General features: G+C 39.1%; 27 protein-coding genes and 1 riboswitch. Of the genes, 1 reads left to right on the forward strand and 26 read right to left on the reverse strand.

What is annotated here, in order from left to right; genetic code table 11:
- Positions 1 to 298 precede the first annotated feature (298 nt).
- From FIU87_RS17200 to FIU87_RS17225, 6 genes are all read right to left on the reverse strand, one after another.
- Positions 299 to 1,465: an IS256 family transposase gene (locus tag FIU87_RS17200; RefSeq protein WP_152445258.1), complete on the reverse strand. Its 1,167-nt coding sequence runs from the start codon at positions 1,463 to 1,465 to the stop codon at positions 299 to 301.
- Between the two features lie 467 nt (positions 1,466 to 1,932).
- Positions 1,933 to 2,235: a YunC family protein gene (locus tag FIU87_RS17205; RefSeq protein WP_152445701.1), complete on the reverse strand. Its 303-nt coding sequence runs from the start codon at positions 2,233 to 2,235 to the stop codon at positions 1,933 to 1,935.
- A gap of 67 nt (positions 2,236 to 2,302) precedes the next feature.
- A complete protein-coding gene (locus FIU87_RS17210) occupies positions 2,303 to 3,670 on the reverse strand; it encodes a bifunctional metallophosphatase/5'-nucleotidase (RefSeq protein WP_152445702.1) in 1,368 nt (455 codons plus the stop codon).
- A gap of 15 nt (positions 3,671 to 3,685) precedes the next feature.
- The gene (locus tag FIU87_RS17215; RefSeq protein ID WP_152445703.1) at positions 3,686 to 4,534 is read right to left on the reverse strand and encodes a DUF72 domain-containing protein; all 849 of its coding nucleotides are present in this window, start codon (positions 4,532 to 4,534) and stop codon (positions 3,686 to 3,688) included.
- 241 nt (positions 4,535 to 4,775) lie between these two features.
- Entirely contained in the window at positions 4,776 to 7,310 is a 2,535-nt protein-coding gene (locus FIU87_RS17220) for an ABC transporter permease subunit (protein ID WP_172971090.1), read from the reverse strand.
- Entirely contained in the window at positions 7,291 to 8,193 is a 903-nt protein-coding gene (locus FIU87_RS17225) for an ABC transporter ATP-binding protein (protein WP_152445705.1), read from the reverse strand. The genes FIU87_RS17220 and FIU87_RS17225 overlap by 20 nt, the downstream gene beginning before the upstream one ends.
- Positions 8,194 to 8,677: 484 nt before the next feature.
- Between FIU87_RS17225 and FIU87_RS17230 the strand changes: the two genes are divergently transcribed.
- The gene (locus tag FIU87_RS17230; protein WP_152445706.1) at positions 8,678 to 10,132 is read left to right on the forward strand and encodes a DUF11 domain-containing protein; all 1,455 of its coding nucleotides are present in this window, start codon (positions 8,678 to 8,680) and stop codon (positions 10,130 to 10,132) included.
- Between the two features lie 18 nt (positions 10,133 to 10,150).
- On the opposite strand, the gene FIU87_RS17235 is transcribed toward FIU87_RS17230, so the two are convergent.
- From FIU87_RS17235 to FIU87_RS17325, 20 genes are all read right to left on the reverse strand, one after another.
- The gene (locus FIU87_RS17235) at positions 10,151 to 10,633 is read right to left on the reverse strand and encodes an S-Ena type endospore appendage (protein ID WP_172971091.1); all 483 of its coding nucleotides are present in this window, start codon (positions 10,631 to 10,633) and stop codon (positions 10,151 to 10,153) included.
- Between the two features lie 137 nt (positions 10,634 to 10,770).
- Positions 10,771 to 11,211 (reverse strand): S-Ena type endospore appendage, encoded by a 441-nt coding sequence (locus FIU87_RS17240; protein ID WP_367643894.1) that lies wholly within the window; start codon positions 11,209 to 11,211, stop codon positions 10,771 to 10,773.
- A 208-nt stretch (positions 11,212 to 11,419) separates the two neighbouring features.
- Complete coding sequence (gene sufB / locus FIU87_RS17245; RefSeq protein WP_152445709.1) at positions 11,420 to 12,817, reverse strand: Fe-S cluster assembly protein SufB; 1,398 nt, start codon at positions 12,815 to 12,817, stop codon at positions 11,420 to 11,422.
- 69 nt (positions 12,818 to 12,886) lie between these two features.
- A complete protein-coding gene (gene sufU, locus FIU87_RS17250) occupies positions 12,887 to 13,321 on the reverse strand; it encodes a Fe-S cluster assembly sulfur transfer protein SufU (protein ID WP_152445710.1) in 435 nt (144 codons plus the stop codon).
- On the reverse strand, positions 13,311 to 14,531 hold the full coding sequence (locus FIU87_RS17255) for a cysteine desulfurase (protein WP_152445711.1): 1,221 nt from the start codon (positions 14,529 to 14,531) through the stop codon (positions 13,311 to 13,313). The genes sufU and FIU87_RS17255 overlap by 11 nt, the downstream gene beginning before the upstream one ends.
- On the reverse strand, positions 14,531 to 15,823 hold the full coding sequence (gene sufD / locus FIU87_RS17260; protein WP_152445712.1) for a Fe-S cluster assembly protein SufD: 1,293 nt from the start codon (positions 15,821 to 15,823) through the stop codon (positions 14,531 to 14,533). Before sufD ends, FIU87_RS17255 begins: the two co-directional genes overlap by 1 nt.
- Positions 15,824 to 15,838: 15 nt before the next feature.
- Complete coding sequence (sufC, locus tag FIU87_RS17265; protein ID WP_152445713.1) at positions 15,839 to 16,621, reverse strand: Fe-S cluster assembly ATPase SufC; 783 nt, start codon at positions 16,619 to 16,621, stop codon at positions 15,839 to 15,841.
- 480 nt (positions 16,622 to 17,101) lie between these two features.
- Positions 17,102 to 17,251 (reverse strand): YuzK family famiily protein, encoded by a 150-nt coding sequence (locus FIU87_RS21105; RefSeq protein ID WP_172971092.1) that lies wholly within the window; start codon positions 17,249 to 17,251, stop codon positions 17,102 to 17,104.
- Between the two features lie 262 nt (positions 17,252 to 17,513).
- On the reverse strand, positions 17,514 to 17,885 hold the full coding sequence (locus tag FIU87_RS17270; protein ID WP_152445714.1) for a carboxymuconolactone decarboxylase family protein: 372 nt from the start codon (positions 17,883 to 17,885) through the stop codon (positions 17,514 to 17,516).
- Between the two features lie 111 nt (positions 17,886 to 17,996).
- Entirely contained in the window at positions 17,997 to 18,833 is an 837-nt protein-coding gene (locus FIU87_RS17275) for a MetQ/NlpA family ABC transporter substrate-binding protein (protein ID WP_152445715.1), read from the reverse strand.
- 19 nt (positions 18,834 to 18,852) lie between these two features.
- Complete coding sequence (locus FIU87_RS17280; RefSeq protein ID WP_152445716.1) at positions 18,853 to 19,509, reverse strand: methionine ABC transporter permease; 657 nt, start codon at positions 19,507 to 19,509, stop codon at positions 18,853 to 18,855.
- Complete coding sequence (locus tag FIU87_RS17285) at positions 19,502 to 20,527, reverse strand: methionine ABC transporter ATP-binding protein (RefSeq protein ID WP_152445717.1); 1,026 nt, start codon at positions 20,525 to 20,527, stop codon at positions 19,502 to 19,504. Before FIU87_RS17285 ends, FIU87_RS17280 begins: the two co-directional genes overlap by 8 nt.
- 101 nt (positions 20,528 to 20,628) lie before the next feature.
- Positions 20,629 to 20,745: riboswitch (SAM riboswitch) on the reverse strand.
- Positions 20,746 to 20,826: 81 nt separating this feature from the next.
- Complete coding sequence (locus tag FIU87_RS17290; RefSeq protein ID WP_253905451.1) at positions 20,827 to 21,717, reverse strand: diacylglycerol/lipid kinase family protein; 891 nt, start codon at positions 21,715 to 21,717, stop codon at positions 20,827 to 20,829.
- 57 nt (positions 21,718 to 21,774) lie between these two features.
- On the reverse strand, positions 21,775 to 22,110 hold the full coding sequence (locus FIU87_RS17295; RefSeq protein ID WP_152445719.1) for a hypothetical protein: 336 nt from the start codon (positions 22,108 to 22,110) through the stop codon (positions 21,775 to 21,777).
- Positions 22,111 to 22,230: 120 nt separating this feature from the next.
- Entirely contained in the window at positions 22,231 to 23,499 is a 1,269-nt protein-coding gene (locus FIU87_RS17300; protein WP_152445720.1) for an MFS transporter, read from the reverse strand.
- A 119-nt stretch (positions 23,500 to 23,618) separates the two neighbouring features.
- Positions 23,619 to 23,933 (reverse strand): thioredoxin family protein, encoded by a 315-nt coding sequence (locus FIU87_RS17305; protein ID WP_152445721.1) that lies wholly within the window; start codon positions 23,931 to 23,933, stop codon positions 23,619 to 23,621.
- 29 nt (positions 23,934 to 23,962) lie between these two features.
- Complete coding sequence (locus FIU87_RS17310) at positions 23,963 to 24,310, reverse strand: toprim domain-containing protein (RefSeq protein WP_152446637.1); 348 nt, start codon at positions 24,308 to 24,310, stop codon at positions 23,963 to 23,965.
- 162 nt (positions 24,311 to 24,472) lie between these two features.
- Positions 24,473 to 24,718: a YusG family protein gene (locus FIU87_RS17315; RefSeq protein ID WP_152445722.1), complete on the reverse strand. Its 246-nt coding sequence runs from the start codon at positions 24,716 to 24,718 to the stop codon at positions 24,473 to 24,475.
- Positions 24,719 to 24,776: 58 nt separating this feature from the next.
- Entirely contained in the window at positions 24,777 to 25,160 is a 384-nt protein-coding gene (gcvH, locus tag FIU87_RS17320) for a glycine cleavage system protein GcvH (protein WP_152445723.1), read from the reverse strand.
- Between the two features lie 54 nt (positions 25,161 to 25,214).
- Entirely contained in the window at positions 25,215 to 25,571 is a 357-nt protein-coding gene (locus FIU87_RS17325; RefSeq protein WP_152445724.1) for an arsenate reductase family protein, read from the reverse strand.
- Positions 25,572 to 25,692 lie beyond the last annotated feature (121 nt).

Below are 25,692 nucleotides of genomic sequence, written 5' to 3' on the forward strand. Positions count from 1 at the left end.
GCATCGGGGGGAGCTGCGGCATCGGGGATAACTGCGGCATCGGGGGGAGCTGCGGCATCGGGGCTGCTGCGAGTCCAACCTGACTTTGAAAAAAGTCAAGTCCTTAATATTGTGTAAAATTCCTTACAAGTGTTTTCAACTGTTAAAAGTTTATAGTTTATTGCCCTCATATTTTTTGAGCGAAACTTCCATGGTATTATCCCTTCATAGCCAGGGTGGGCTGTCAAAGGTTATTCACTTTGACAGCTCATTCTGGCTATGAAACAATCCATGATGGAAGTCACGCAAACAATAGTAACTATTTACTAAAGGACTTTCTCTTTGCGTAAACAGTTTGTTGATAGTGTAGTAAGACAGCCCCCACTAAACGAAAAGCTGACTGAGTGTTAGGGAAAATCCGTATTACTCTTTCTCTTCTACGAACCTCCTGGTTTAACCTTTCTAAACAATTCGTACTCCTAATATGAGGGCGGATGTTTTGTGGGTGTTCCATATATTGAATGGTATCTTCAAAACCTTCATCAAGAACTTTTAAGGCTTTTTCATATCTCGTGTTCTCCGCAAATTGGCTCATGAGTTCCTCTTTGAAGTTTCTCATATCTTCAATCGTTACAGCTTCAAAAATACGTTTAATCATTGTTCTGATTTCTAAGGAATCTTTCTTAGGGAGTTTCTCAAAAATGTTTCGTTTGAAGTGTACGTTACATCTTTGCCAGCTAGTACCAATAAATTCCCGTTGAATAGCTTTTTGTAGACCTTGATGAGCGTCAGAAACAACTAGTTTAGGTGATTGAAGCCCTCGTGATTTAAGCTGTTGGAAAAAACGAGACCAGCTTTCATAGTTTTCGACATGATCAACCTGAAGACCAAGAATTTCACGTTGGTTTTTATCCGTCAGAGCTGTCGCAATATAGATAGCTTTGGAGACAACACGATGGTGCTCCCGCACCTTGGTATACATAGCGTCTACAAAGACAAAAGGATAGTAGGTGTCATTAAGAGGCCTCTTGGCCCAGTCATTAACGATAGGATCTAGCTTTTGAGTAAGAGAAGACACAAACGATTTGGAAACATTTTCTCCGCAAAGCTGTTCCACAATATGCGTCACCTTACGAGTGGATACACCATTAATGACCATTTCTACCATGGAGAGAACGAAGGCTTGGTCACATCGGGCATATTTTTCGAAAACGGAAGGTGAAAAATCACCATTTCGAGTGCGTGGTACTTTGAGCTTTAGTTTCCCAATACTCATCGTAAATTCACGTTCATAATAGCCATTACGATAATCCAAACGCTCTATTGAGCGTTCATAAGCAGCAGCTTGTAAGTATTCATCTCTTTCTTTTTCCATGTATTCATTTAGCACCAGTACAATCGCAGATCTAACTACTGCTTCCATATTAGAATTCATTACTGCATCTTTTAAAAGGTCGATATCTAGGTTAAACTGTAATTGAGTCATTCTTATTCCTCTTCTCATTGTTTATCGTCGTTGAAAACAGTGTTGACAAGAAGGAATAAAATGACTCTTTCTTTTTACACAATTATATGGACTTAATCTTGAAAAAAGTGCGTTCGCTCGCAAATTAAGATTATCGCTCGTATTTTCATTTTTTCGCTCGTAAATTTGAATTTTCGCTCGCAAAATTAATTTTTCACTCGTAAATGCTAATTTTCGCTCACAAATCGTTATTTTCGCTCCTAAGCGATTTTTCCTCCCCGTCAGTTGCAAAAGAGAGGTCTTGTTACGCTCCATGTTCGCTGGTTTTTCCTCAAAAGAGGTTTTGAAACGCACTTAGTCGGACAATCTCCCCTCACAACTCCCCCCTCCGCTAATCCCTACACAAAAGTAAAATCACCACCAAAGTTCCCTCTGGTAGTGATTTCGAAAGCTCTCTTATCTATATAAAATGGGATCATCCCATTCTATTAAAGCATTTTCAACATTGCATCTCTGCCAGACATACCTACTGTGATTCCAAGGTTTTCGGCTTCATAGGTGATGGATTCTAAAGGGGCATCTAGCAATTGTTCAATGGTACGGACTCCAACTGCTCTGCCAGCGATAATTTTACGGTCCTTTAGTTTCTCATTCAAAAGGGCAACATCCAGCGCTCCGCACATGATGTATCCCTTGTCACTTGTTACAGCTAAAAAGTTGGTTTTAGGTAATCGAACAGTAATCGCAGTAAACGTTTGACCATCAATCGAAATTGGTGTCATTTCAATCATATACTCTTGTCACGCTCCCTTCCCCTATCAATTTATGTGCATAGAGGGAAAGGGTGTACAAAATAGGTTATTTACCTGATAATGCGTGGGCAAGCACGTCGCGAAGGAGTTCTGGAAGATAAAACTTCTTCTCTTTTGCCCGAATGATAGCAGGATACATTCTTCCAAACGTGAACATATCAATCGTGCCTATTGAAACCTTGTCCGATGATGACAGCAGCTTATCTCCCACGTAAATGGCTGTCACCTGAAAGCTTCCATCAGCAATTGGTTCGGTATCAAACCTCACTCCACTAAACGCCATTCTTCCCATCACTTCTCCTCGAAAGCCCAGGCCTTTTACTCGTAGCTGCTCCATTTCGGGATGAAGTGCCTGTTGAACAACCTCTCGAAATTCTTCGCCACTTAAAGATACACGACAAGGATTAATCGGATGTGGACAAATTCGATGTAGCATTTCAAGCGTAATATCACCTGCTTCTAATCCGTCGAGAAGCACTCCGGCATTGACCATTCCAACGTCTGCCTCACACCAATCCTTTAGGAAGTCTGCGAGCAATTCAGGAAACATAGATGGTGAAAACCATTGAACAGGAAGGGGCTCAGCTATCGTACAAACCCGCTGATCCAGACTCAGATTTGCCTCATCTTGCATCGTTTTAATACGCTCTACCATTTCTGCATTTGGAGTATATAACTCGAGCTTATGGAGGCAGGCCTCTAGGTTTACAATTCTCCTAGACTGGATATCAAAATCCACTCTCACTTCCCCTATATACTGACCATATTTCCCGGCACCACAAACCAATGTATCTCCAATCCATCTTCCCTCAGGCAAAACATGATGGGTATGTCCTCCCAATATTACATCAATATCTGGAAATCGTCTTGCCATTTCCTCATCATCTGAAATACCTAAATGAGATAACACTACAATCACGTCAGCTTCCCGTTTTAAGAGCGGAAGGAATTCTTCTAGCATAAGGTATGGGTCTGTAAGCTTCCAGCCCAGTATCGAATAAAAATGTTCATAAAATACGGAAACACCAATAAAAGCAACCTTGATCCCGGCCATAACTTTTATTTCATAAGGCTTTACCCAATCCGGACGCACACCGTTCTTTTCGAAAAGATTGGCTAGCAATACAGTAAATTCAGCCTGTCCATAGAGCTGAGATAGCTCCTCATAATTTAGGGTTATCCCTTCGTTATTACCTATTGTCGCAAAATCATAGCTAAGAAGATTAAGGAGTTCGGTATTTGCTTTTCCTCTAGTAGCCTCTGTTATCGGGTGAAAACGGTCCATATTATCTCCGATGTCAACAAGCGCAGTTGAGCTATTAACAGGGTTCTCTTTTAGAAAAGCAGCCAGCTTGGGATATGCTTCAAAATGACTGTGTATATCATTTGTATGTAAAATGCTAATCTGCTGCACGCTGTTTCTCTCCTCTTAAAATAAATCTAGCTGCCGTGGCGCAAGACCTGTATATTCAATATCCAGCAGCTCAATCATCTGCTTTGCATTGTTCGCAGCATGACCACCTGAGTTGTTGTTAAAGAGCACAAATAAGTTCTTTGTCTGTTGCTGTAGCTTCTTCAAATGCTCATTCCACTCTTGGAGTTCCTCTTTATTATAATCATATAAGTAGCGGACTTCACGCCAGTCCTTTCCTGAGACAGCCTTTGTCCACCCATCTACATTGCGGCCATGGAGCCTGATAAGCGTTTGGTCTGGGTCTGTTGGGTGTAATACAGTAGGAATGGAACCGGTGCCAGCTTGGGGCTCATCACAGATGCTATGAATCCATCCTTCATCTTCCATGAAGGAGAGGGTCTTGTCATAGAATTCTGGCTGAAACCACGTTCGATTGCGGAATTCGAGGGCTACTTTTGTGTCCCCCATCCTCTCTTTGCACCATCGCAAATAGTCGACATTTTCTTTTTTGCAATCATACCAAGGAGGAAATTGAAAAAGTACCATGGCAAGTTTTCCGGCTTCCTCATATGGTTGTAAGGATTCTTGAAACGCTGAAAACATCTGATCTTTCGTTTCAAAGGGAATGTCGCCGCGTTGGTGTCCAGTCATCCCTTGGTATGCCTTCACGACAAATTGAAAGCGTTCCGGGGTATCTGTCACCCACTTTTCTATGTTTTGCTTGGGTTGAATCGCGTAGAAGGATGCATCCACCTCAACTACCGGAAAATGAGCACCATATTCTTTAAGTTTGTCCCTCGGGGAGATTCCTCCTGTATAAAGGGAATCATGGTCCCCCCAGCCAGTGACACCAACAAGTATCATCCGCTTCACCTCATTTTTTTCATTTTATCATAAAAGCTAACAGAATCTAATGTTGAAACCCACAATTAAACCTTAGCAAGTATGTCTGCTAAGGTTTTTTAATAGCATATTATCCGATTGTTTCTTCCATCTCGAAATTAACTTAATATAGTCTACTAGCTTTGCTTTAATGTAACTTCTTAGGAGGATTACCTTGGTCGCCCACTATTCTTTATGCATCCAATAACAATGTTATTCTAGATTACATCTTAGTAGTCACCTGATTTTTAACAGCTTTAACAATCGTTTTATTCTTTCTATAAAGTACGATATAACCGATTAGTACGAACACGGTGGATAACCCTGACAACACCAGGCAACCATGTATTACATTGATTTTTGCGTTATCCATCACAATAGATAGTTCGCCATTTATTACTTTAGGGTAATCAAAGTATGTGAATGGAAGTAAATGAGCAACTTTCATTCCAAATTTAGTTGTAACATAATACCCAGAAACATTGATAAGGATAGAAACGGCGAAAACGGTCAATGCATTTTTTATGAAAGTGGACAAAACAATGGTAAGTCCCAAGACAAAAAGTAAGCATAAAACCAAAAATACCATACTGTAGACAAGGTATTCTCCTAAAGGGATGAAATGATAGCCATATCCACTTGAAACCAAGCCAGAGTAGTTGGAAGAATTAACGATGTCTTCATGGTTATAATGTAAAATTGGATATAGCCAATCCCCAAAACGATTGAATAAGCTTCCCATCAAAATAATGATTATAAATAACCCTACTCCACTGGCAATCGCTAAAATACTACTTGTCATTATTTTCCCTAAGAAAATGCTACTTAACTTTAGTGGTTGCGTTTGTAATAAATGTAATGTTTGTTTTTTTCCTCTCTCTAAAGCCAAGCCCCCACCAAACAAGAATAAACATAAGAGAATAAGAATAAAGTATAGATAATACTTGTTAAACAAATATAAAGAAAATAGACCGCTACTATCCAATTTTCTATTTTCTTCTTCAAAGCTTTGATGTCTCTCCTCATCTGTAAACTGATGATAAATGGTAGGGATGAAAGTTCCGGTGAATATAGGTTGAATATTGTTTTCTATCAACCATTCCTTTTCAGAAATACTGGCTTCCACTGTGAATTTCCCAAGAAAATAATCCATTCTATCATCCAGATAAGCACCCCCTGTATCAATTTCCCCAGCTGCAGATTGATTATCAAGAAGTTGATGAGAATAAAATGATGACCAATCCCCACGGTTATATTCATAGACCGCTGCAATTTCTAACTTTGATCTATTCAAGAAGAAATCAATAGTGTCGTTAGCTTCTTTGATGAATTCATCATAGATAGATTGTCCTGTTTGTTCTTTGATTTCCTCATACTGAAGTTTGATTTCTTCGGTAATTTTAATCCATTGATCTAATTCTTCGGTGCTTTGCAACTCTTCTAGATACTTGTCTTGTTGGATACTAGATTGTTGAAAAAGAATAAAATAACCAACTGTCACAAACAACAATAACAAAATATTAATCTGTCCATACAGTTTCTTTCTACTTACCTTTCTCCACTCAAATAGCACTATTTTTTTAAATGTGAATCCATTTTTACTTTTAAATGGTTGAAGGTAAGAAGTTTTTTGTAAAAATGGCGGTGTTTTTATTTCTGGGATAAAATTGGTGCAAAGAAGCAGCATGGAACTCCAAAGCATAGCAATAAAAGGATATATCCAGTCATCCCCATTAGGTATCGCGCCAGATAAAGCAGAGAAACGAAAAAGCTGGAATGGGTTTCCTACCACCTGTAAGGCGTGGTTTAATTCGGTTACGCTAAAGCCAATCATGACAATAAAGGAAGCAACCATAATCGTTATAAACGTTTTCTTTAACACACTGCTTAAGAACGTTACTAATGCAAACAGGATGAAAGACGCACAAAGAAATAAAATGGTTACCCTACTAATGTAAGTGATGACAGGTAGTATATAGAATGTTTCCGAGTCTTGTAGCAAGATCGGATATTGTCCACTAAAGGAGTAATCCGTAAACATACTGGAAATGACTATTCCATTAAATATGAATAAAACCGTGAAGAGCAATGTGCAACATAACAAACTAATATATTTGGAAACTAGTAACTTCCATTTTTTTATCGGTTGAGTATTTAGGGTTAGCCATGTACTTTGTTCCCTTTCACTAGTGAAAATATTGCCAAATAGCAATAACAATACAAAAAGGCCTGCTAAGCTAAATACCCAGTCACTTAATTCCTTCACGATTAAATGGGGGGAAACAGGATACTCTTCATCTTCATAGCTAAGATTGTGTGAAATAAACCACTCTGTCATTGCTTTTTCCTTCTCTAATTCTTGCCCGGTTAAGATAGGGAAAGGTTCTCCGTTTGCTTCGTATTGCTCTACTAATTCGAGGAAGGAAAGCTTTAACGGATAAACATTCTCCCATTCTTCTCTTTCCATCACTCTATTCAACTGCATCAAGGTTAGGTTCATTTGTTTTGTTAGGTCTAGTTGATTTTGTTGGAGCTCGGGCAGTTCCTGCTGCATTTCTAATTCTGCCAATTCCCTTTGTACCCCATTGACAATTTCTTGGTAGTCCATCAGACCCTCGTGTGCTCTTTCCATCATACCTTCTTGTTCCACCGCATTGGATGAAAAAATAGCCATGGTACAGAGAAGGCTAATTATTGACAGCCATAGGAATTTTTTTTGCCTCCGTATTTTCTTTAGCTCAAATAGAAATATCTTCATGATCTTCATCCTTTGTTCCAAAGATATTTTGATAACGATCCTCTGAGCCAAATACTACTTTTTCCATTTCAACAATCTTAGCCCCACTTTGCATAAGCAAAGATAGAGGAATATGTAGAGGAGTGTCTTTCAATAACAGAGAAACCTTTTGATTTGAAATGGTTTCCACTTCATAGTTTTCCTGGGCTAAATGATAAGCTGCTTTTGAAGCGTCATCCACAGTAAGGTGATAACAGGTTCTTTCAAATTGGGAGATATCTTCTTTTATTAGCACACCCTTTTTTAGGAATAATATTTGGGAGGTGATGCGGTCAATTTCCGAAAGATTATGGGAGGATAAGAGGATAGCAGTTCCTTCATTATGTAGCTCTAGCAATAGGTTCCTCACCTTAATCGCGCTTGTTGGGTCAAGTCCATTCAAAGGCTCGTCCAATATTAACAATTTAGGCTTGTTGACAATTGCCATAGCCAATAAGAGATGTTGCTTCATCCCCAATGAGTAATTGCCAACTCGTTTATGAAGATATCTTGTAATGCCTATCCGCTCTGCCGTTTCCTCCAGATGTTTCTTAGGTATAGATTGTACATCTCCTATGAATTGCAGGTGATCGTAGCCAGTCAAATAATCATACAAAACGGTATTGTCTTGCATGAAGGAAACCTCTTTAAATAAATTCACATCATTATTTCTTCTGTTTAGAACGCTTATTTCCCCGCTGTCAGCCCGTTGTAGATTGGTGATGATACTCAGAAGGGTTGATTTACCCGAACCATTTGGTCCAATCAAAGCGATAATCGATGGTTGCTCAATCTTAAAAGAAACGTCTTTTAAAATCTTTTCTTTTCCGAATGATTTATTTACGTTTTCTAGTGTAAGGATCATTGGTTATAGTCTTCCTCTCCACATTTAATATGAGTTAAATTACAAAAGATATTTGCATCTACTTAAAAGGCTCTTATCTTTTTTTACTAGATAAGAGCCTTTTATAAGTCTTTTTTCTTACATTTTCATAGTAAATTAATCTTAAAAGTTAAACAATATAAAAAATGGTAAATTTTTATTCTTTTAGTAATATTTTGGTTTTTAGTATGCAACTGTATTTTATGCGCATGATTTAAAGTCTAAAACCGCCTAATACTTAAACACTGGCTCGGTCTGGATATAATATGAATTTAATACTTGCGGCCAAGACAAACGGAAAATATGTACGTATTTTTATACTATTTTTCACTTTTTATAGACTAATGTTTATTCTTTGAAACCACCCCTTTCATATAATATTAATAAATGAAAATGGCTAATAGAGTTAAAAACAATGTTAACACTTAGCCAAATTCATTATTTTTATTAGAAAGGAAAAAACGATATGCCATTTGTTAACCGATTTTCTATTGCTGATTGTGGAGCAATGACATTTACTGGTAACACCTTAGGGTTAAGCGGCGATGGTGTGGACAACGAAGCTGGCACAACCGGTACAATTGGAGCATTCATTACGTTGGACAGCTCTTCAACCGTTGATGCTTTTCCCCCACCGGTCCCTCCTGGATCAGCTGGCACAACAACAGACTATACACAAAATGGTTCTGAAGCACAGTTGGTCATCCCTAGCGGCAGCACGGTTTTATATGCAGAGCTGATTTGGGGAGGCTTGTTCAGTTTTGATACACAGGATATTTCAAACCTCATCGATAACGATATCCTCTTTACCACTCCAGCTCTAATTGATGTCTCTATTTCACCAGACGCAGCTACTTCTAATCAGTTCACTGTTGGAACAACCGGATTTTATATGCGATCTGCCAACGTTACTGCTCTTGTTCAAGCAGGTGGGGCTGGAACGTATAGTGCGGAAAGCGTCCCTGCACTTATATTTCCTCCTATCTCTCAGACATTCCACGCAGGTTGGACCCTTGCTGTCGTTTATAGTAATGGTAACCTTCCCAATCGTTCCATGAATTTATTTGTTGGTGCAGAGAATATTGTCTTTACTACTCAACCTCAAATCGATGTGAATGTGACAGGATTTTTAACTCCCGCCACTGGAGACGTCGACGCCAGGGTTCTTTTAAGCGCTCAAGAAGGAGATGCTGAAATTACTGGAGATGAAACACTTTTTGGACCAGATAATCTGACTTTAACGAATCTTTCCGGCCCGCTTAACCCAGCTACCAACTTTTATGGCTCGCAAATTACAGATGATTCTGGAAACCTAGATACAAGTGGATCGTATGGAACGTTTAATCAAATTCCTGGTACACCAGGAACCAACGTTCTTGCAGGCAGACAAGGCTGGGATATCACCAATGTGTCAGCATTCAATTACTTGCCTAATGGACAAACAAGTGCAGTTCTCCGATTCACATCGAGTGGCGATGCTTATATGCCAAATGGAATTGGAATCCAGATCGATTTAGGAGATCCTGTTATGGACATGGTTAAGGAGGTTAATAAAACATTTTCCTACACCGGTGATGTGTTAACCTATACGGTATCTATCACAAACAATGGAGTCGTAGAGGCAACAGATGTATTTTTTGAAGATGATTTACCTTCAGGAGGAGCATTTATCCCAGACACTGTCCGGATTAATGGGATTGTTCAGCCGGGCTTGGATCCAGAAGTAGGATTTTCCATCAATTCAATTCAAGTTGATGAGACAGTAACTGTATCATTTAAGGCTCGAGTAGTAACCAGCAGTTGCTTCTTATTAAACGATGCGCAAGTTACCTTTAGCTGCGGTAAGGTAGCAACTAGTAATCAAGTGCTTACTACTGTTTGTCAACATTGTTCGAACAATAAGAACCAATGTAGCTGTTAAAGATGCTAAACAGTACAGTTAGCATCTTTTTGGTTTTTTTACTTTGTAATAGATCGTTAAACAATATCTACCTCTACAGGTTGTTTCTTTATTTAATGGAGGAATATATTGGACCCTGCCACTCTCTTTTTTTAGATCCTTAATTTCAATTGCTACCTTCCTTAGATTGGCATAAGTTCTTGTACGAGTGTTTCCTAATGGCACAGACACTCCCGAATCTTTTTCACAGTTTACAAAGACTTCTACTTCCTCACAAAATCCTGATTCATAATAAACAGATAAGGTTCCAAACACTAAATCAATACAACAATCTGCTTCCCAAACTGGCGCATATGGATTTTTTAATGGATCAATGTTAAACACTCCACAAATTTCTTCTTTTATTAAATCTGAAACCCCTTTTTGGTTTTTACCGTTACATTTGCATGTTTGGTCCTTACATGAGCAATCTTCAATGTATAGAGTCATTTTTTCACATCCCAATATAGTCATTTGTTTCATTAAATGCATTACTAGACATAAGTGTATAGACGAAAGTCGTAGATTATACAAAATTAGAATTGTCCTTTATCCTAAATCTTCCAAGAACACAAAAAAACACTTGAATAAATTCAAGCATTTTTTGTATTAATTAATATTTAAACACCTGTAGTATATTGAAAATCTATCTCCACTGTCGCTGTGCAATAAACTGCTGGATCTGGTGGAGTATCAGAAGTACACACTATGGTAATGGCTGTAACATTTGTCACCTGAATTACTTGAGAAGACTGTGCATTTATATCATACGTGTTTGTTCCTGTATCATCAGTAATGCTTAACGTCATCGTACAATCGCTAGTGGTGGAACTCGTGTTAATAATCGATATAATCCCACTTGCAAGGGTTTCAATTGGTGTCCCTGGAGGTGCGGTGTATAAAAGATCTGGCACCGGGGGTCCATCGCTATCCTGACATTCGGTTCGTATTGGCAAACACCTTTTTATTCCAATTAATGTTCCACTCGTTTCAAAAGGATTCTGTGAACATGGAACAGGGCAGCAAAAAGAAGAATTTGAACTGTTGCAGTACATTTCCATCCCTCCTATTCAATAAATATACAATCCATAGTATGAAAGACCTATTTGTTGTGTCTAAACTAATGTCTATGTTTTAGACAATTGTTAAAAAGAATTGTTTTTTGTTCTAAAGAGTCGATGATAACAAAAAAACCGAATGCATACGTCCACATAATGTGTACGTATGCATTCGGTTATGAGTGTTTATTTAAGGTATTGTTTGAACTGATTACCCAATAGAACCTTCCATCTCAAACTTGATCAGACGGTTCATTTCTACTGCGTATTCCATTGGAAGTTCTTTTGTAAATGGCTCGATGAAGCCCATTACGATCATTTCTGTTGCTTCTTCTTCGGAAAGACCACGGCTCATTAGATAGAACAGTTGCTCTTCAGATACTTTGGATACCTTCGCCTCGTGCTCTAGAGAAACGTTGTCGTTGAACACTTCGTTGTAAGGAATCGTATCAGAAGTAGACTGGTTATCCATGATTAGCGTGTCACACTCGATGTTAGAGCGTGCGCCAGAAGCTTTTTTACCAAAGTGTACGATTCCACGGTATGTTACTTTACCACCTTGCTTGGAGATGGATTTAGAAACGATTGTGGAAGATGTGTTTGGTGCAAGGTGAATCATTTTTGCTCCTGCATCCTGGTGTTGACCTTTCCCTGCTAATGCAATAGAAAGCGTCATACCACGCGCACCTTCTCCTTTAAGGATAACGGCTGGGTATTTCATTGTCAGCTTGGAGCCGATGTTACCATCGATCCATTCCATTGTTGCATTTTCTTCACACACTGCACGTTTCGTTACTAGGTTGTAAACGTTGTTTGCCCAGTTTTGAATCGTTGTGTAACGGCAGTACGCATCTTTTTTGATGATGATTTCTACTACCGCACTGTGAAGAGAGTTTGTTGTATAAACAGGTGCCGTACAGCCCTCTACATAGTGTACGTGTGCGCCTTCGTCTACAATGATAAGTGTACGCTCGAATTGACCCATGTTTTCAGAGTTGATTCGGAAGTATGCTTGTAGTGGAGTTTCCACTTTCACACCTTTTGGTACGTAGATGAAAGATCCACCAGACCATACTGCAGAGTTTAGGGCAGAGAACTTGTTATCTGTTGGTGGGATAACCTTCGCCCAGTGCTCACGGAACACGTCTTCGTTTTCTTTTAATGCTGTGTCTGTGTCTTTGAAGACAACGCCAAGCGCTTCTAAGTCTTCTTGCATGTTGTGGTACACTACCTCAGATTCGTACTGTGCAGATACACCAGCAAGGTATTTTTGCTCCGCTTCAGGGATACCAAGTTTATCAAACGTTTGCTTGATTTCCTCTGGTACTTCATCCCATGAACGCTCAGATTTTTCAGATGGCTTTACGTAGTACGTAATTTCATCAAAGTTTAAGCTGTTAAGGTCGCCGCCCCATTGAGGCATTGGCATGTTATAGAAGTGCTCCAAAGATTTTAGACGGAAGTCCAGCATCCACTGCGGCTCATTTTTCATACGAGAGATTTCTTCTACGATTTCTTTCGTAAGACCACGGCCGGAACGGAAAATGGAAACGTCTCTGTCCTTAAAACCATACTTGTAATCGCCGATTTCAGGCATTTTTTTTGCCATTTTTATTCCCTCCATTCAAGAGGTGAGCAACAGGCGGATAAAGAAAGGCCACCTGCACTCCCTATCTTGCTATTCCGACTTGACTCCCTTTTCCATCGCTTTCCAAGCAAGAGTCGCACATTTAATTCGTGCCGGGAATTTAGCCACTCCTTGGAGTGCTTCAATGTCCCCTAAGTCGATTGTTTCGTCATCATAGTCCTTACCTAACATCATATCATAAAAGATTTGGGATAGTTCCAAAGCCTTTTCCACTTCTAGTCCTTTGACTGCTTGTGTCATCATGGATGCAGATGCCATCGAAATAGAGCATCCTTCTCCATCAAACTTTGCATCCTTCACTTTTCCTTCTTCTACTTGGAGTGTCAAGTGAATGCGATCCCCACAGGTCGGATTATTCATGTCCACAGTGATACTGTCAGACTCGATAGACCCTTTGTTACGTGGGTTTTTATAATGATCCATAATTACTTGACGATACAGTGTGTCCAGATTATTAAAAGACATTACTAAAGTACTCCTTTGTTTTCACTAATGATGCTACTAGCTTATCAATTTCTTCCTCTGTATTATACAGGTAAAAACTAGCACGTGCAGTGGATGAAACGTTCAGATACTTCATTAATGGCTGTGCACAGTGATGACCTGCACGAACAGCGATTCCTTCTGCATCTAATACTGTTGCAACATCATGTGGGTGTACGTCTTCAATATTGAAGGTTACCAAGCCAGCCCGCTTTTTCGGACCATAAATGGTGATTCCTTCGATTTCCGACATACGGTTCATCGCGTAGTCTGCAAGCTTATGTTCATGAGCAAGGATATTGTCCATTCCCACTTGCTCCAGGAAGTCAATTGCTGCTCCAAGTCCGATTGCCCCAGCGATAATTGGTGTACCGCCTTCAAACTTCCAAGGCAGCTCCTTCCAGGTTGATTCCTGCAGTCCTACAAAATCGATCATTTCGCCACCAAATTCGATTGGCTCCATGTTTTCTAAAAGCTGCTTTTTCCCGTAAAGTGCGCCAATTCCAGTTGGTGCTCCCATTTTATGACCGGAAAGTGCGAAGAAATCACAATCCAAGTCCTGCACATCCACCTTCATATGAGGAGTACTTTGTGCACCGTCCACTACCATAATTGCTCCATTTTTATGAGCAATTGCAGTAATTTCTTTAATAGGGTTGATAGCACCGAGTACGTTAGAAACATGCATCACTGAAACAATTTTCGTGTTTTCGGTTACTGTTTCTTCTACAGCCTTCAAAGAGATGCTGCCATCCTCTTCTAGCGGAATATATTTCAATGTAGCACCAGTTGCTTTTGCAGCCTGCTGCCATGGAATGATATTACTATGGTGCTCCATGTAGGTAATAACTATTTCATCGCCAGCTTTTAAGTTGGTACGAGCATAGCTACTTGCTACAAGGTTTAATGCAGTGGTTGTGCCACGTGTGAACACAATTTCTTCCCGGTGTGCCGCGTTAATAAAGTTTTTCACCTTATCTCGCGCACCCTCATATCCATCGGTCGCTTTTGTACCTAAAGTATGAACACCACGGTGAACATTTGAGTTATACCCTTTATAGTACTTCTCCAGCGCTTCAATAACCGCAAGCGGCTTTTGGGAGGTAGCAGCACTATCTAAGTACACAAGCGGGTTTCCATTGACCTCTTGATGTAAAATAGGGAACTGCTGACGAATCTCCTGGATATTCATTACTTCACTTTCCTTTCAATTACATCAATCAGCTGGTTTTTCACCTTTTCAATTGGTAATTGATTTACTACAGGCGCTAAGAATCCGTGGATAACCAGGCGCTCTGCTTCTGTTTTAGGGATACCGCGGCTCATTAGGTAGTAAAGCTGTAATGGATCAATACGACCTGCAGATGCAGCGTGACCTGCTGTTACGTCATCTTCATCAATAAGAAGAATTGGGTTTGCATCCCCACGTGCTTTTTCGCTAAGCATTAATACGCGTGACTCTTGCTCGGCGTTAGATTTAGATGCACCATGCTCAATTTTACCGATTCCGTTAAATACAGAGCTAGCGCTGTCTTTCATCACACCGTGCTTCAGGATTTGCCCATCGGAGTTTTTCCCAAAATGGACAACCTTCGTTGTGAAGTTTTGCTTTTGTTCGCCACGGCCAACAACCACTGTTTTTGTGTCGCCAACAGAGCCATCACCCATTAAGTTTGTAATGTTTTCAGAAATTGTATCTCCGTCATTCATTAAGCCAAGTGCCCACTCTAATGTCGCGTCACGGCCAACAACACCACGACGGTTTACATAAGTTGTCACACCTTTGCCAAGGTTATCTACTGCACCATATTGCACTTTAGAGTTCCCGTTAGCAATAACTTCCGTGATAATGTTGAAGATAGAGCCTTCTCCATCTGTGTTAGAGAAGTAGTTTTCCACATAAGTAACCTCAGCGTTATCTTCTGCTACGATTAATACGTGGTTGAAAACAGCCTCTGCTTTGTCATGAAGGTAAATCGCTTGGATTGGCTCTTCAATGACAACATTTTTTGGAACATATAAGAATGCTCCGCCATTTAATAATGCAGCGTGTAAAGCGGAAAGCTTGTGCTCATCAACTTTTACACCGTCCTGCATGAAGTATTTTTGCACAAGATCACCATGGTTTTTTGCAGCAGTGATAATATCTGTGAAAATAACACCTTGTGATTTAAGTTCTTCGTTTAATGTGGACACAACTGCTGTGTTATCCACTTGTACGTATAGGTTTTCCCCGTCAACTAACGCTTTTACCTCTTCTGGTAATTGGTCAACCGAAGAAATAGAAGTTTCCACAGTGTGCTTTTGGAAGTTTGTAAAGTTCCAGTTTGTAATCTTCGTCTTGTCAGGCTTTGGTAAAGGCAGTTCTTCTGCCAAGGCAAGAGCTTGTAAGCGAAGATCTAACAGCCACTGAGGCTCTCCAGCTTCTTTGGAGTAGTTGCTCAGGTAGTCTTGATCAAACGGTAATTTCGTCTCTAACGTCATGATAATCCTCCTTGCTTACGCTTCTTGGCCGACAGTTTCGTCTTCAATACCTAATTCTTGCTTAATCCAATCATAACCTTCTGCCTCTAGACGTTGTGCTAATTCCTTACCACCTGACTTCACGATACGCCCTTGCATCATAACGTGTACATGGTCAGGAGTGATGTAGTTTAGTAAGCGCTGGTAGTGAGTGATGATAAGGCAACCGAAGTCTTCTCCACGCATTTGATTGATTCCTTTAGAAACAACCTTCAATGCGTCAATATCAAGACCAGAGTCGATTTCATCTAAAATTGCAATTTTAGGCTCGATCATCATTAATTGAAGAATCTCGTTACGCTTTTTCTCTCCACCAGAGAAACCTTCGTTAAGATAACGCTGTGCCATAGCTGGATCCATTTCAAGGAATTCCATGTTTTTGTCCATCTTACGGATGAATTTCATTAAAGAAATCTCATCGCCTTCTTCACGACGTGCGTTAATAGCAGAACGTAAGAAGTCTGCGTTTGTCACACCGCTGATTTCACTTGGGTATTGCATTGCAAGGAATAAGCCTACTTGTGCACGCTCATCCACTTCCATTTCAAGAACATCTTCGCCATCAAACGTGATGCTACCTTGTGTTACTTCATATTTAGGGTGTCCCATGATTGCAGAAGAAAGCGTTGACTTTCCTGTTCCGTTTGGACCCATGATAGCGTGAATTTCTCCGCCTTTTACTTCAAGATTTACACCCTTTAAAATCTCTTTATCATTGATAGATACATGTAAATCTTTAATTGTTAACGTTGAACCCATAACTTGTAACCTCCAATGTTCTTGTGTTCCTATATATAAAAACACATTTTGTTGTTTTAATTCTCATTTTATTCTCATTACAATCTTATAACAAATAGAAAGTGATAGCAACCATTTCCGCCTTGTGTAAGATACCATCAAATTATATCTAATTTAAGGGGGGAAAGTCTAATTTTCACGATAAAATACTGGGTAACGCCGCTGATGATTTCCGCAAATGGCTCCGCGTCCTGCGGGGCGACCTTGAGCCTCCTCGGGCTAACGCCCTGTGGGGTCTCAAGATTGTCGCTTCGTTCCCGCGGGAGTCTCCGCCATTTGCTCCAATCATCAGCTAGAAACATCTGAAAAAATAAAGAACCATTTCTCATTACCCTAAATTAAATAATTTATAGAATACAAAAAGGGCTGAATGATTCTCTGTAGTGAGAATGATTCGAACCCTTTTTGTTTTGCTTTATTATTTTTACGTTAATAGTAAGGTCATTTGGAATTGCGGTCTATGTCTGCAGCGATCTCCAAGCTTTTCTGGTAATCCTCTTCACGTCTTTTTTCCACTTCTAAAAGCTTTGATACCTTATTCGTGTACTCTTCATACCCCATACCATGTGCTTGATGCATCGCCTTTTCCATTTCTCCTGTGTACTTTACACGTACCTGATGGATAATAAACCATTCCTTTCCTATATATATGTGTTTATTTCGTGTACCAGTTTTTCTGATACCCTCAAAGTATTTGTTATAAACACATTAATAATCATAACAGGGCTGGTGGTTTTATCCAAATACGGTATGGCAGTTTCTAGCGCGGTATGACATTTTACCATTACACCAGGTGAATGGTTGTGAGTATTTCTTACAATAGCTTTTAATTACTCTTAGATGCTTACAATTACTAATGCTTCATCTCGCTAAAATCGCTAATACAGGACTGTACCAAAGTAACAGCCTGACTCATGGCTGCTCCTCCACCAAAAGCTGCAGTCACACCACACGCCTCGAGAATTTCCTGTTCGGTTGCTCCTTGGTCTAAGCATCCTTTTGTGTGATAGACGATACAGTACTCATCCTGAGAATATACACTAACTCCAAGTGCGATTAATTGCTTTTGTTTCTTATCTAAAACACCCTCTTTAAAGCACGCTTCGGTAAATTCGTTATAGTGATGAGCGAGCTCTGGCATTTTTTCAGAAAACATCCCAAGTCCCATTTTATAGTCATGTATTGCTGCATCTGCATAGTTTTTCGGTTCATAATGTTGGTCCATTGTAAACATCTCCTATCCTTATTTTCACAAGGTTAGTATGTGTTTAGAAGGATATGTTATATTCATAAAAAAATCCCACCTCCTAAAATAGGAGTGGGATTTTATAAGGTTTTACTCCCCAGTAGCAGGAATAACAGAACCTTTATATTTGTTTTCAATAAACGCTTTAATCTCATCAGATTGAAGCACTTCGACTAACGCTTTGATTTGCTCGTTGTCCTTGTCTTCCTTACGAGCAACAATCAAGTTGACATATGGGTTGTTTTCTTCAGACTCAAGTGCAATTGCTTCTTCTTGTGGATTGATGTCTGCACCTAACGCATAGTTTCCATTGATTAATACAGCGTCTCCATCGCCATTTAAATATGCTTGAGGAAGGAATGCTGCTTCAAATTGGGTATTGAACTCTAATTTTTTTGGGTTGTCTTTAATATCATCAATAGTTGCAGATGTTGTTTCCACACCATCTTTTAACGTGATAAGTCCTTTTTCCTCAAGCATACTAAGAATTCTGCCATGGTCGGCAACAGAGTTACTCATCAGAATTTCCGCACCTTCTGGGAGATCCTCAAGGCTGTCATATTTCTTTGAATACACACCAATTGGCTCTATGTGAACGCCGCCTACACTTACAAAATCGTAGTCATTTTCTTCAATTTGCGATTTTAAATATGGCTCGTGTTGGAAAAAGTTTGCGTCAATATCCCCATCACGAAGTGTTTGATTTGGAATAACATAATCGGTAAATGTTTGGATATCCAGTTCGATTCCTTTTTCTTCAAGTAACGGTTTTGCTTCTTCAAGAATTTCTGCGTGAGGTACATTAGATGCACCAATCACTAATTTTCCTTCTTCTATCTTGGAGCCACCTTCTTTTTCCCCATTTCCACATGCAGCAAGAACCAATATTAATAATGAGACTGCAAAAAGACTTATTACCTTTTTCATCTGTACATCCCTCTTTCTGTTAACGTTTGTCTAATTTGTTTGTTATTAAATCACCAATGTATTGGATGATAAATACGATAATTAAAATAATGACGGTACATACTAATGTTACTTCCCAATTATTACGTTGGAATCCATCCAAGAAGGCCAGGTTTCCAAGTCCACCTGCTCCAATAATGCCTGCCATCGCAGTGTAACTGACAATCGCGATAGCTGTAACTGTGATCCCCGAAACTAAAGCTGGCATCGATTCCGGAAGTAATACTTTCCAAATGATTTCTGTAGTCTTTGCCCCCATGGAACGAGCTGCTTCGATGACACCTTTATCTATTTCACGTAAAGCAATCTCTACCATCCTTGCATAGAAAGGTGCTGCACCAATTATCAAAGCTGGCAGCGCTGCATTAGCCCCAATAATCGTACCCATAATCGTTCTTGTGAATGGAATCAATAAGAAGATTAAAATTACAAAGGGAATAGAACGAAATATATTAACAAAAGCAGCGACCAAACCATTGATGAAACGATTTTGCCATATGTTTCCTTTAGCCGTCAAAAAAAGCAGTAAGCCAAGGACGATTCCTAAAACAAACGTAGCGACAACAGAGATACTGCTCATATAAAGCGTTTCAACGGTAGCATCCCACATCTTGTCCCAATTTACCCGCTCAAGCATGTGTGATCACCTCCAACTCCACTTGCTGCTCTTTAATAAAATCAAGGGCACGTTCAAGCTCTTCCTGCTCACCATCTAAATGAACAAATAAAGAACCATATGCTCCATTTTGCGTTTGTGATATTTTCCCTTGCACAATGTTTACTTCTATAGGAAACTTACGTATCAAATTTGTGATTAACGGCTGTTCGGCAGAAGTCCCAACAAAGGTTAATTGAATCACTTGCCCACGTGGATATTCTGCTAATAAATGCTCGATGGTTTCTTGTGTTTCTTCAGGCTCTGTTACCTGTTTGACAAAACGTTTCGTAATATCCTGTTCTGGTTTTCGGAATACGTGAAGAACATCCCCTTGCTCAACAACCTTTCCATTTTCCATCACTGCTACACGATGACAAATTTTTCGAATAACATGCATTTCGTGAGTGATTAACACAATCGTTAAGGACAATCGTTTATTGATGTCCACAAGCAGCTCTAAAATAGAATCTGTTGTTTGTGGATCTAAGGCAGAAGTTGCTTCATCACATAAGAGAACTTTCGGATTGTTCGCTAGTGCTCTGGCAATTCCAACCCGCTGTTTTTGCCCTCCACTTAACTGAGATGGATAAGAATCTCCTCTACCTTCTAAACCAACGAGTTTAATTAATTCATCCACTCTTCGATTTCGTTCCGAACGTCCTACACCTGCAATCTCTAAGGGAAAGGCGATGTTTTCTTTTACTGTTCTCGACCATAATAGGTTAAAGTGTTGAAAAATCATGCTGATTTCTTGGCGTGCCTTACGAAGCTCAGGGCCTTTAATTTTCCCGAAATTTCTTCCAGCAACATCGACTACACCATCAGTTGGCGTTTCTAATCCATTTAACATTCTAATCAAGGTACTTTTTCCTGCTCCACTATATCCAATGATTCCGTAGATTTCTCCTTGATTAATGGATAGATCTATATTATCAACGGCTGTAACGGGACCGTTTCTAGTTTTAAAAACCTTTGTAACTCCTTGAAGTGATATCAAAACCTACACCTGCTTTCTCATAGTCCTCTAGTTAGCGTACCCCAAACTAAAAAATCCCTTCTGCCAAATGAGCAGAAAGGATTATATGTAAAGGGTCCTTCCTCTCATCTGCCAAAGCAATTAATAACGCTTTGTGTGACTTGGCACCATTTCAACAATTACTTGTTGACGGTTGCCGGGTTTCATCGGGCACGTCCCTCCACCACTCTCGATAAGAGATAAAATATAAAGTTTGGGTAATTTGAATTAACGATTGCTATCGTATCATGGTGATAATTAGACTGTCAACTAAAAACTTTCTATAAAACATTTAGTGCTTTTTCCTCTATTTTAAATTTGAATTTTTCGTGGCTAATAATTTCTCCATCACACTGAAGTACCATTTTACCTGTTTGTTTAAGACACACTTTCTGTCCCCTCGTCATACTAACATGACGATGTTTTACATGTGCTCCTTTAATTACTAGGGGAAATACAAACAAAAGCTCAAAGCGACTGATCCCAGAAACTACACACATATCCAGCTTTCCATCGCGGGCATCCGCTTCTGGACATATTTTTAACCCGCCCCCATAATAAGGCAGGTTCGCCATGGCAATGAGCCATACATCTTTATAAATCCTTTCATTGCCGTCTATGTTAACTACAACATCAGAAGGTTGATAGGTAAATAGAACTTTAAAAATATTTACGATATATGCTAAACTTCCAAGGCGAATTTTATTTAAGAAGCTTTTTGATGAGGATGCATTTGTTACCTCTGCTACCTTTCCATCAAACCCCATCCCAGCTATGGATAGAAAATATCTATCTCCAGCCTTCCCAATATCTATCTTTTTAGCTTCAAAGGTAAGGATGCGCTCTAATGCTTTATGAGGTGCAAAGGGAATGTTCATACTTCTTGCATAATCATTTCCCGATCCTGATGGAATTACGCCCAGAGGAATATTTTTATATACTAAACCATTTATGACCTCATGAATCGTTCCATCTCCGCCAATTACCACAACAGCTGAAACCTCTTTTTTTAGTTTTCCAATGATTTCCTTAGCATGTCCTTGCTTTTCTGTATATTCTACAAGAAAATCTACCCTTTTTTCTTTCATTAACTTCTCTATTTTTGTCCAAACCTTAAGACCTCTTCCATTACCTGAGATCTTGTTGACAATAAAAAAATACAAAAAACCCACCGCCTATTTTCTCTTTTTCTACCCTTTATATTCTCTATAAGCAGTAGGTTATCCTTTTTAGCTCACGCCTTTTTGCACTGGCTTGTTTACTAAGGTAAACAATGAATCCATCAGCAGATATTGTCTAAACGACCCCTTAAACTGGAGACTCTTGAGATCCCTCATCTTAGTTCCGTTAAGCATTTTCACGACCTCTTCCCGCGATCCTTCAATACTAACGTCAATGGAGACTGGCTTTATTTCTAGCTGTAATTGGTTTTTGGTAACAGAAAAAATGAACTTCTCTCCATCTACAATCAGGCAGCAGCAGACATTGTAATACGGTAAAATTTCCATTAAATGCGATTTTGCCATCGCTCTTTTTAGAAACATTTCCAGAATTTCTTTTACCACACCAACCACCCCCTTTATAAGAAATATTCCTCTTCGCAAAAGAAAAACCCTTTAAAATAACAAGAACAATTACCGATAATTTCCGATAATTGTTCTTCATTTCCCAAGAAATATGTCAGTCTATGATGTCTTAACAACGGCTTTTGCTATACTTACCGTCGATTTTTCCCTAAACATCAAATAAAAGAAGATAGAGCTTGTCAAATAAAGAACAGCTGTAATGGAGAAAACAATCGAATATCCCCAATATTCCCCATAAACTAAGACAATGCCCATTGAAACCGGCCCCATACTTGCCCAACCTAGTGAAAACACCATTTGATTCATGGAATTAGCAAAACCTTTTAAAGAGTTATCCACTTTGTCCATCATCATGGAGGAAATGATTGGATTGGCCGCATTCATTAAGGCTTGCCTAAATAAAAAGCCAAGTGCAGCTAGCCAAAAAACTTGAGTGAAAGCAGTGATGAGCATAAACGGAAGCGACAGTACTTGCAAAATAACAACCGCTCGCATTTCTCCTACCCTTCTTACGACTGCAGGTCCAATAATCATGGCAACTGCAGTAACAGCCTGGCCTAATGAAAGCACAATCCCAATGGTCGAATTGCTAGTTTGAAACCTATCAGCAAAATATAAGTTTAAATACGGAATGACAAGCCCTGATCCAAAGCCGATTAATATAGATGAAAAGGCAAAAATTAAAATTATTCTTAGTTGACCTTGTGGAAAAGATGCTTTCAATTGACGAAATGAAAATTCCGTTTTCTTGTTTGTTTGGTAGGTTTCCGTTGTTTTCAAGAGTGGGAAAATCCCCAATGAAAAGATAATGCTACCAATCAACAAAGTAATCCGGATACTCCACACTTCGGTTATTCCCACTGCATGAAGCAAAAAATCTGTCATCGTCCCTCCGATAAGATTCCCAATTACATTAGCACCCATCATCACGGCAAAATGATAGCTGAATAACTTTACTCGTTGTTCCTTGGTTGAATTCTCTGCAAGCCAAGGTACTCCTGTCACCTGGATAAAAGCCATTGCAATACCAGCTACAAAAGCGCTTGAAAGGAGAAGTGATTCAGTTGCAAATACACTTCTTAAAACCATGAACAACCCGCTAACTCCTAAGCCGACAATCATCATTTTTCTACGACCGATTTTATCACTTAAAATTCCTGCAGGTATGAGTACCAGCGCTGCTGCAAGTGAAGACATGGCGATTACTTTTCCATTTACTGTTTCAGCAAAGCCAAGCTCTCTTATGTAGAAATTATATACCACCATAAAAACCCCAAGACCAATTTGTGTGAGGATATTTACGATGAAAAGTAAACGTATGTTGGAGTTATATCCCTTAATGGTTTGGAGGAATTCTGTTTTTATCATTTTGTTTTGCCCCTTGTTCGCTATTTATTTCGCATCCCTAAATAAAACTTACTCCTTTTTTTGAAAAATGGCAATATTATTTTCCTTAAAACCGCAAAAAAAAACACCTTGAGAGGTGTTTAAGATGCTTGGTATTTTTTAAAAAGCTCATAGAGATATTCCACTGATCGAAAGGCATATACTTTTTCTTTTATTTCACCTTTTTTAAAAATAATTAAGCATGGAACACTTTCTATTTGCCAATCTACAGCTAGTTCTTGCATATAGTTCACATCTATCATTCCAAATGAAAGATCTGGAAACAGTTCTTTTGTTACGTCAAGCATTCGTTTGGCAACCTGACATGTACCGCACAGTGGGGTGTAAAAATACATAATCATCGTTTGTTCGGATTGAATTTCTTCTACTAAATCTTTTTTTGTCATTACTTTCATTTACTCATCCTCAATTACAGCTAGATTGGTTACAAGTATTGTGCATGTATATCGATATTTGCACTTAGCAGCACTGTGGCAAGATGGTGATGTGGGGCACTTGCAACCTCACGATACATTTTATCAATATAAAGATGCTCTGCCTCTGGAAATTCACGCTTGAATAATTTACGAAGCTTCTCTCCGGAGTCGTCCGCATCAACCAAAATATATACTTCTTTATCAAAAAGGTCTTCCATTAATTCATCAAGTTTGGTCACACTAATCGTGCCATTTGTACAAATTACGTGGACGGGTTCATTGATGACTTGCAGAATTCGCTTTTTGTCAGATTTTCCTTCTACAATGATGATCTTTTCCTCATGAATTGCATCCATATTCATCACCTGTTCTTATTAGGAATAAAGGTAGATTGCTTTATATTATTTTTATTCGTTTTATTAGGAAAGTACACTGATAAATGGAAATAAGGGCTTCTATATATTGGTTTGATGATAAAAAAAGGGCTGGAACTAATATAGTCCCAACCCCTGCGATGGTCAGCACCAACCATTTTCGTAATCGCAGTCCACGTATTTGCTATCTTCCTTTGAAGGAACCTGAACGTTTTGATAAATTCTGTTTCCTTCTTGTTGATAGCCGTTGTTCAAACGATATTGATTTCCGTGCTCCGTAATGGTGAAATGACCAATGGATTCTTTCTCCACAAAGAGTTCAAACCCTTGCTCTGTCATTTTTCCGTTAACACGGTCCGTAATATCTAATCGTTTATTCTCAAGTGTCATAGAGGTCACCTTCTTTACTTTCAGTTCATTAAAGTTAGGTTACCCTCTCCAAATGGAATTAGTCTTCCTTCGTCATTTCCTCATATTGCTCAGCTGACATTAATTTGTCAACTTCACCAGCATCTGAAGGTTCTACCACAATCATCCACGCTTTTTCATATGGAGATTCATTCACAAATTCAGGGCTATCACTTAGGTCTTCGTTAACCTCAACCACTTTCCCACTAATTGGAGCATAAAGCTCAGAAACTGTTTTAACAGACTCTACGCTACCGAATGGCTCATCAGCAGTGATTTCGTCTCCAACCTCTGGAAGCTCAACAAACACGATGTCTCCAAGCTCGGATTGAGCAAAATGTGTAATTCCAACACGTACTGTTTCGCCTTCTACTTTTACCCATTCATGCTCTTCAGAATAACGTAAATCTTTAGGTGTGCTCATTTAAAATAACCTCCATTAAAATAAAATATTATAGCTCCTATTTAAAGGGCTTGCTTACTTCCAAACTTCTTCAAAACTTTTTTCATTAAAGCCAACTGTTACGTTGTTTCCATCTGTTGTAATGGGACGTTTAATTAGCATGCCATCAGATGCTAAAAGATCAAGCATTTCATCTTCAGAAGCTGTCTTTAGTTTATCCTTTAGTCCAAGTTCCCGATATTTCATTCCACTTGTATTAAAGAATTTTTTTAGCTCGAGGCCGCTTTTTTTATAGAGATCCTTTAATGTATCACGTGACGGTGGGTTCTCAACAATATGTACTTCTTCTATTGCTATGTTGTTTGCTTCGAGCCACTTTTTAGCATTTCGACATGTGCCACATTTAGGATACCAATAAAATGTCATTGCCATAACCTTTTTGCACCACCTTACAATACAGGATTTTACTCATATATTGTAGCATAACAGAATCAAATTCTCCTAATATTCAACACAATATTTTTGATTCATTCGACAAGAAAAATAACCAGAC

The sequence above is a fragment of the Bacillus sp. THAF10 genome (assembly GCF_009363695.1).
In the GTDB taxonomy this organism is placed as follows: Bacteria; Bacillota; Bacilli; order Bacillales; family Bacillaceae_I; genus Sutcliffiella_A.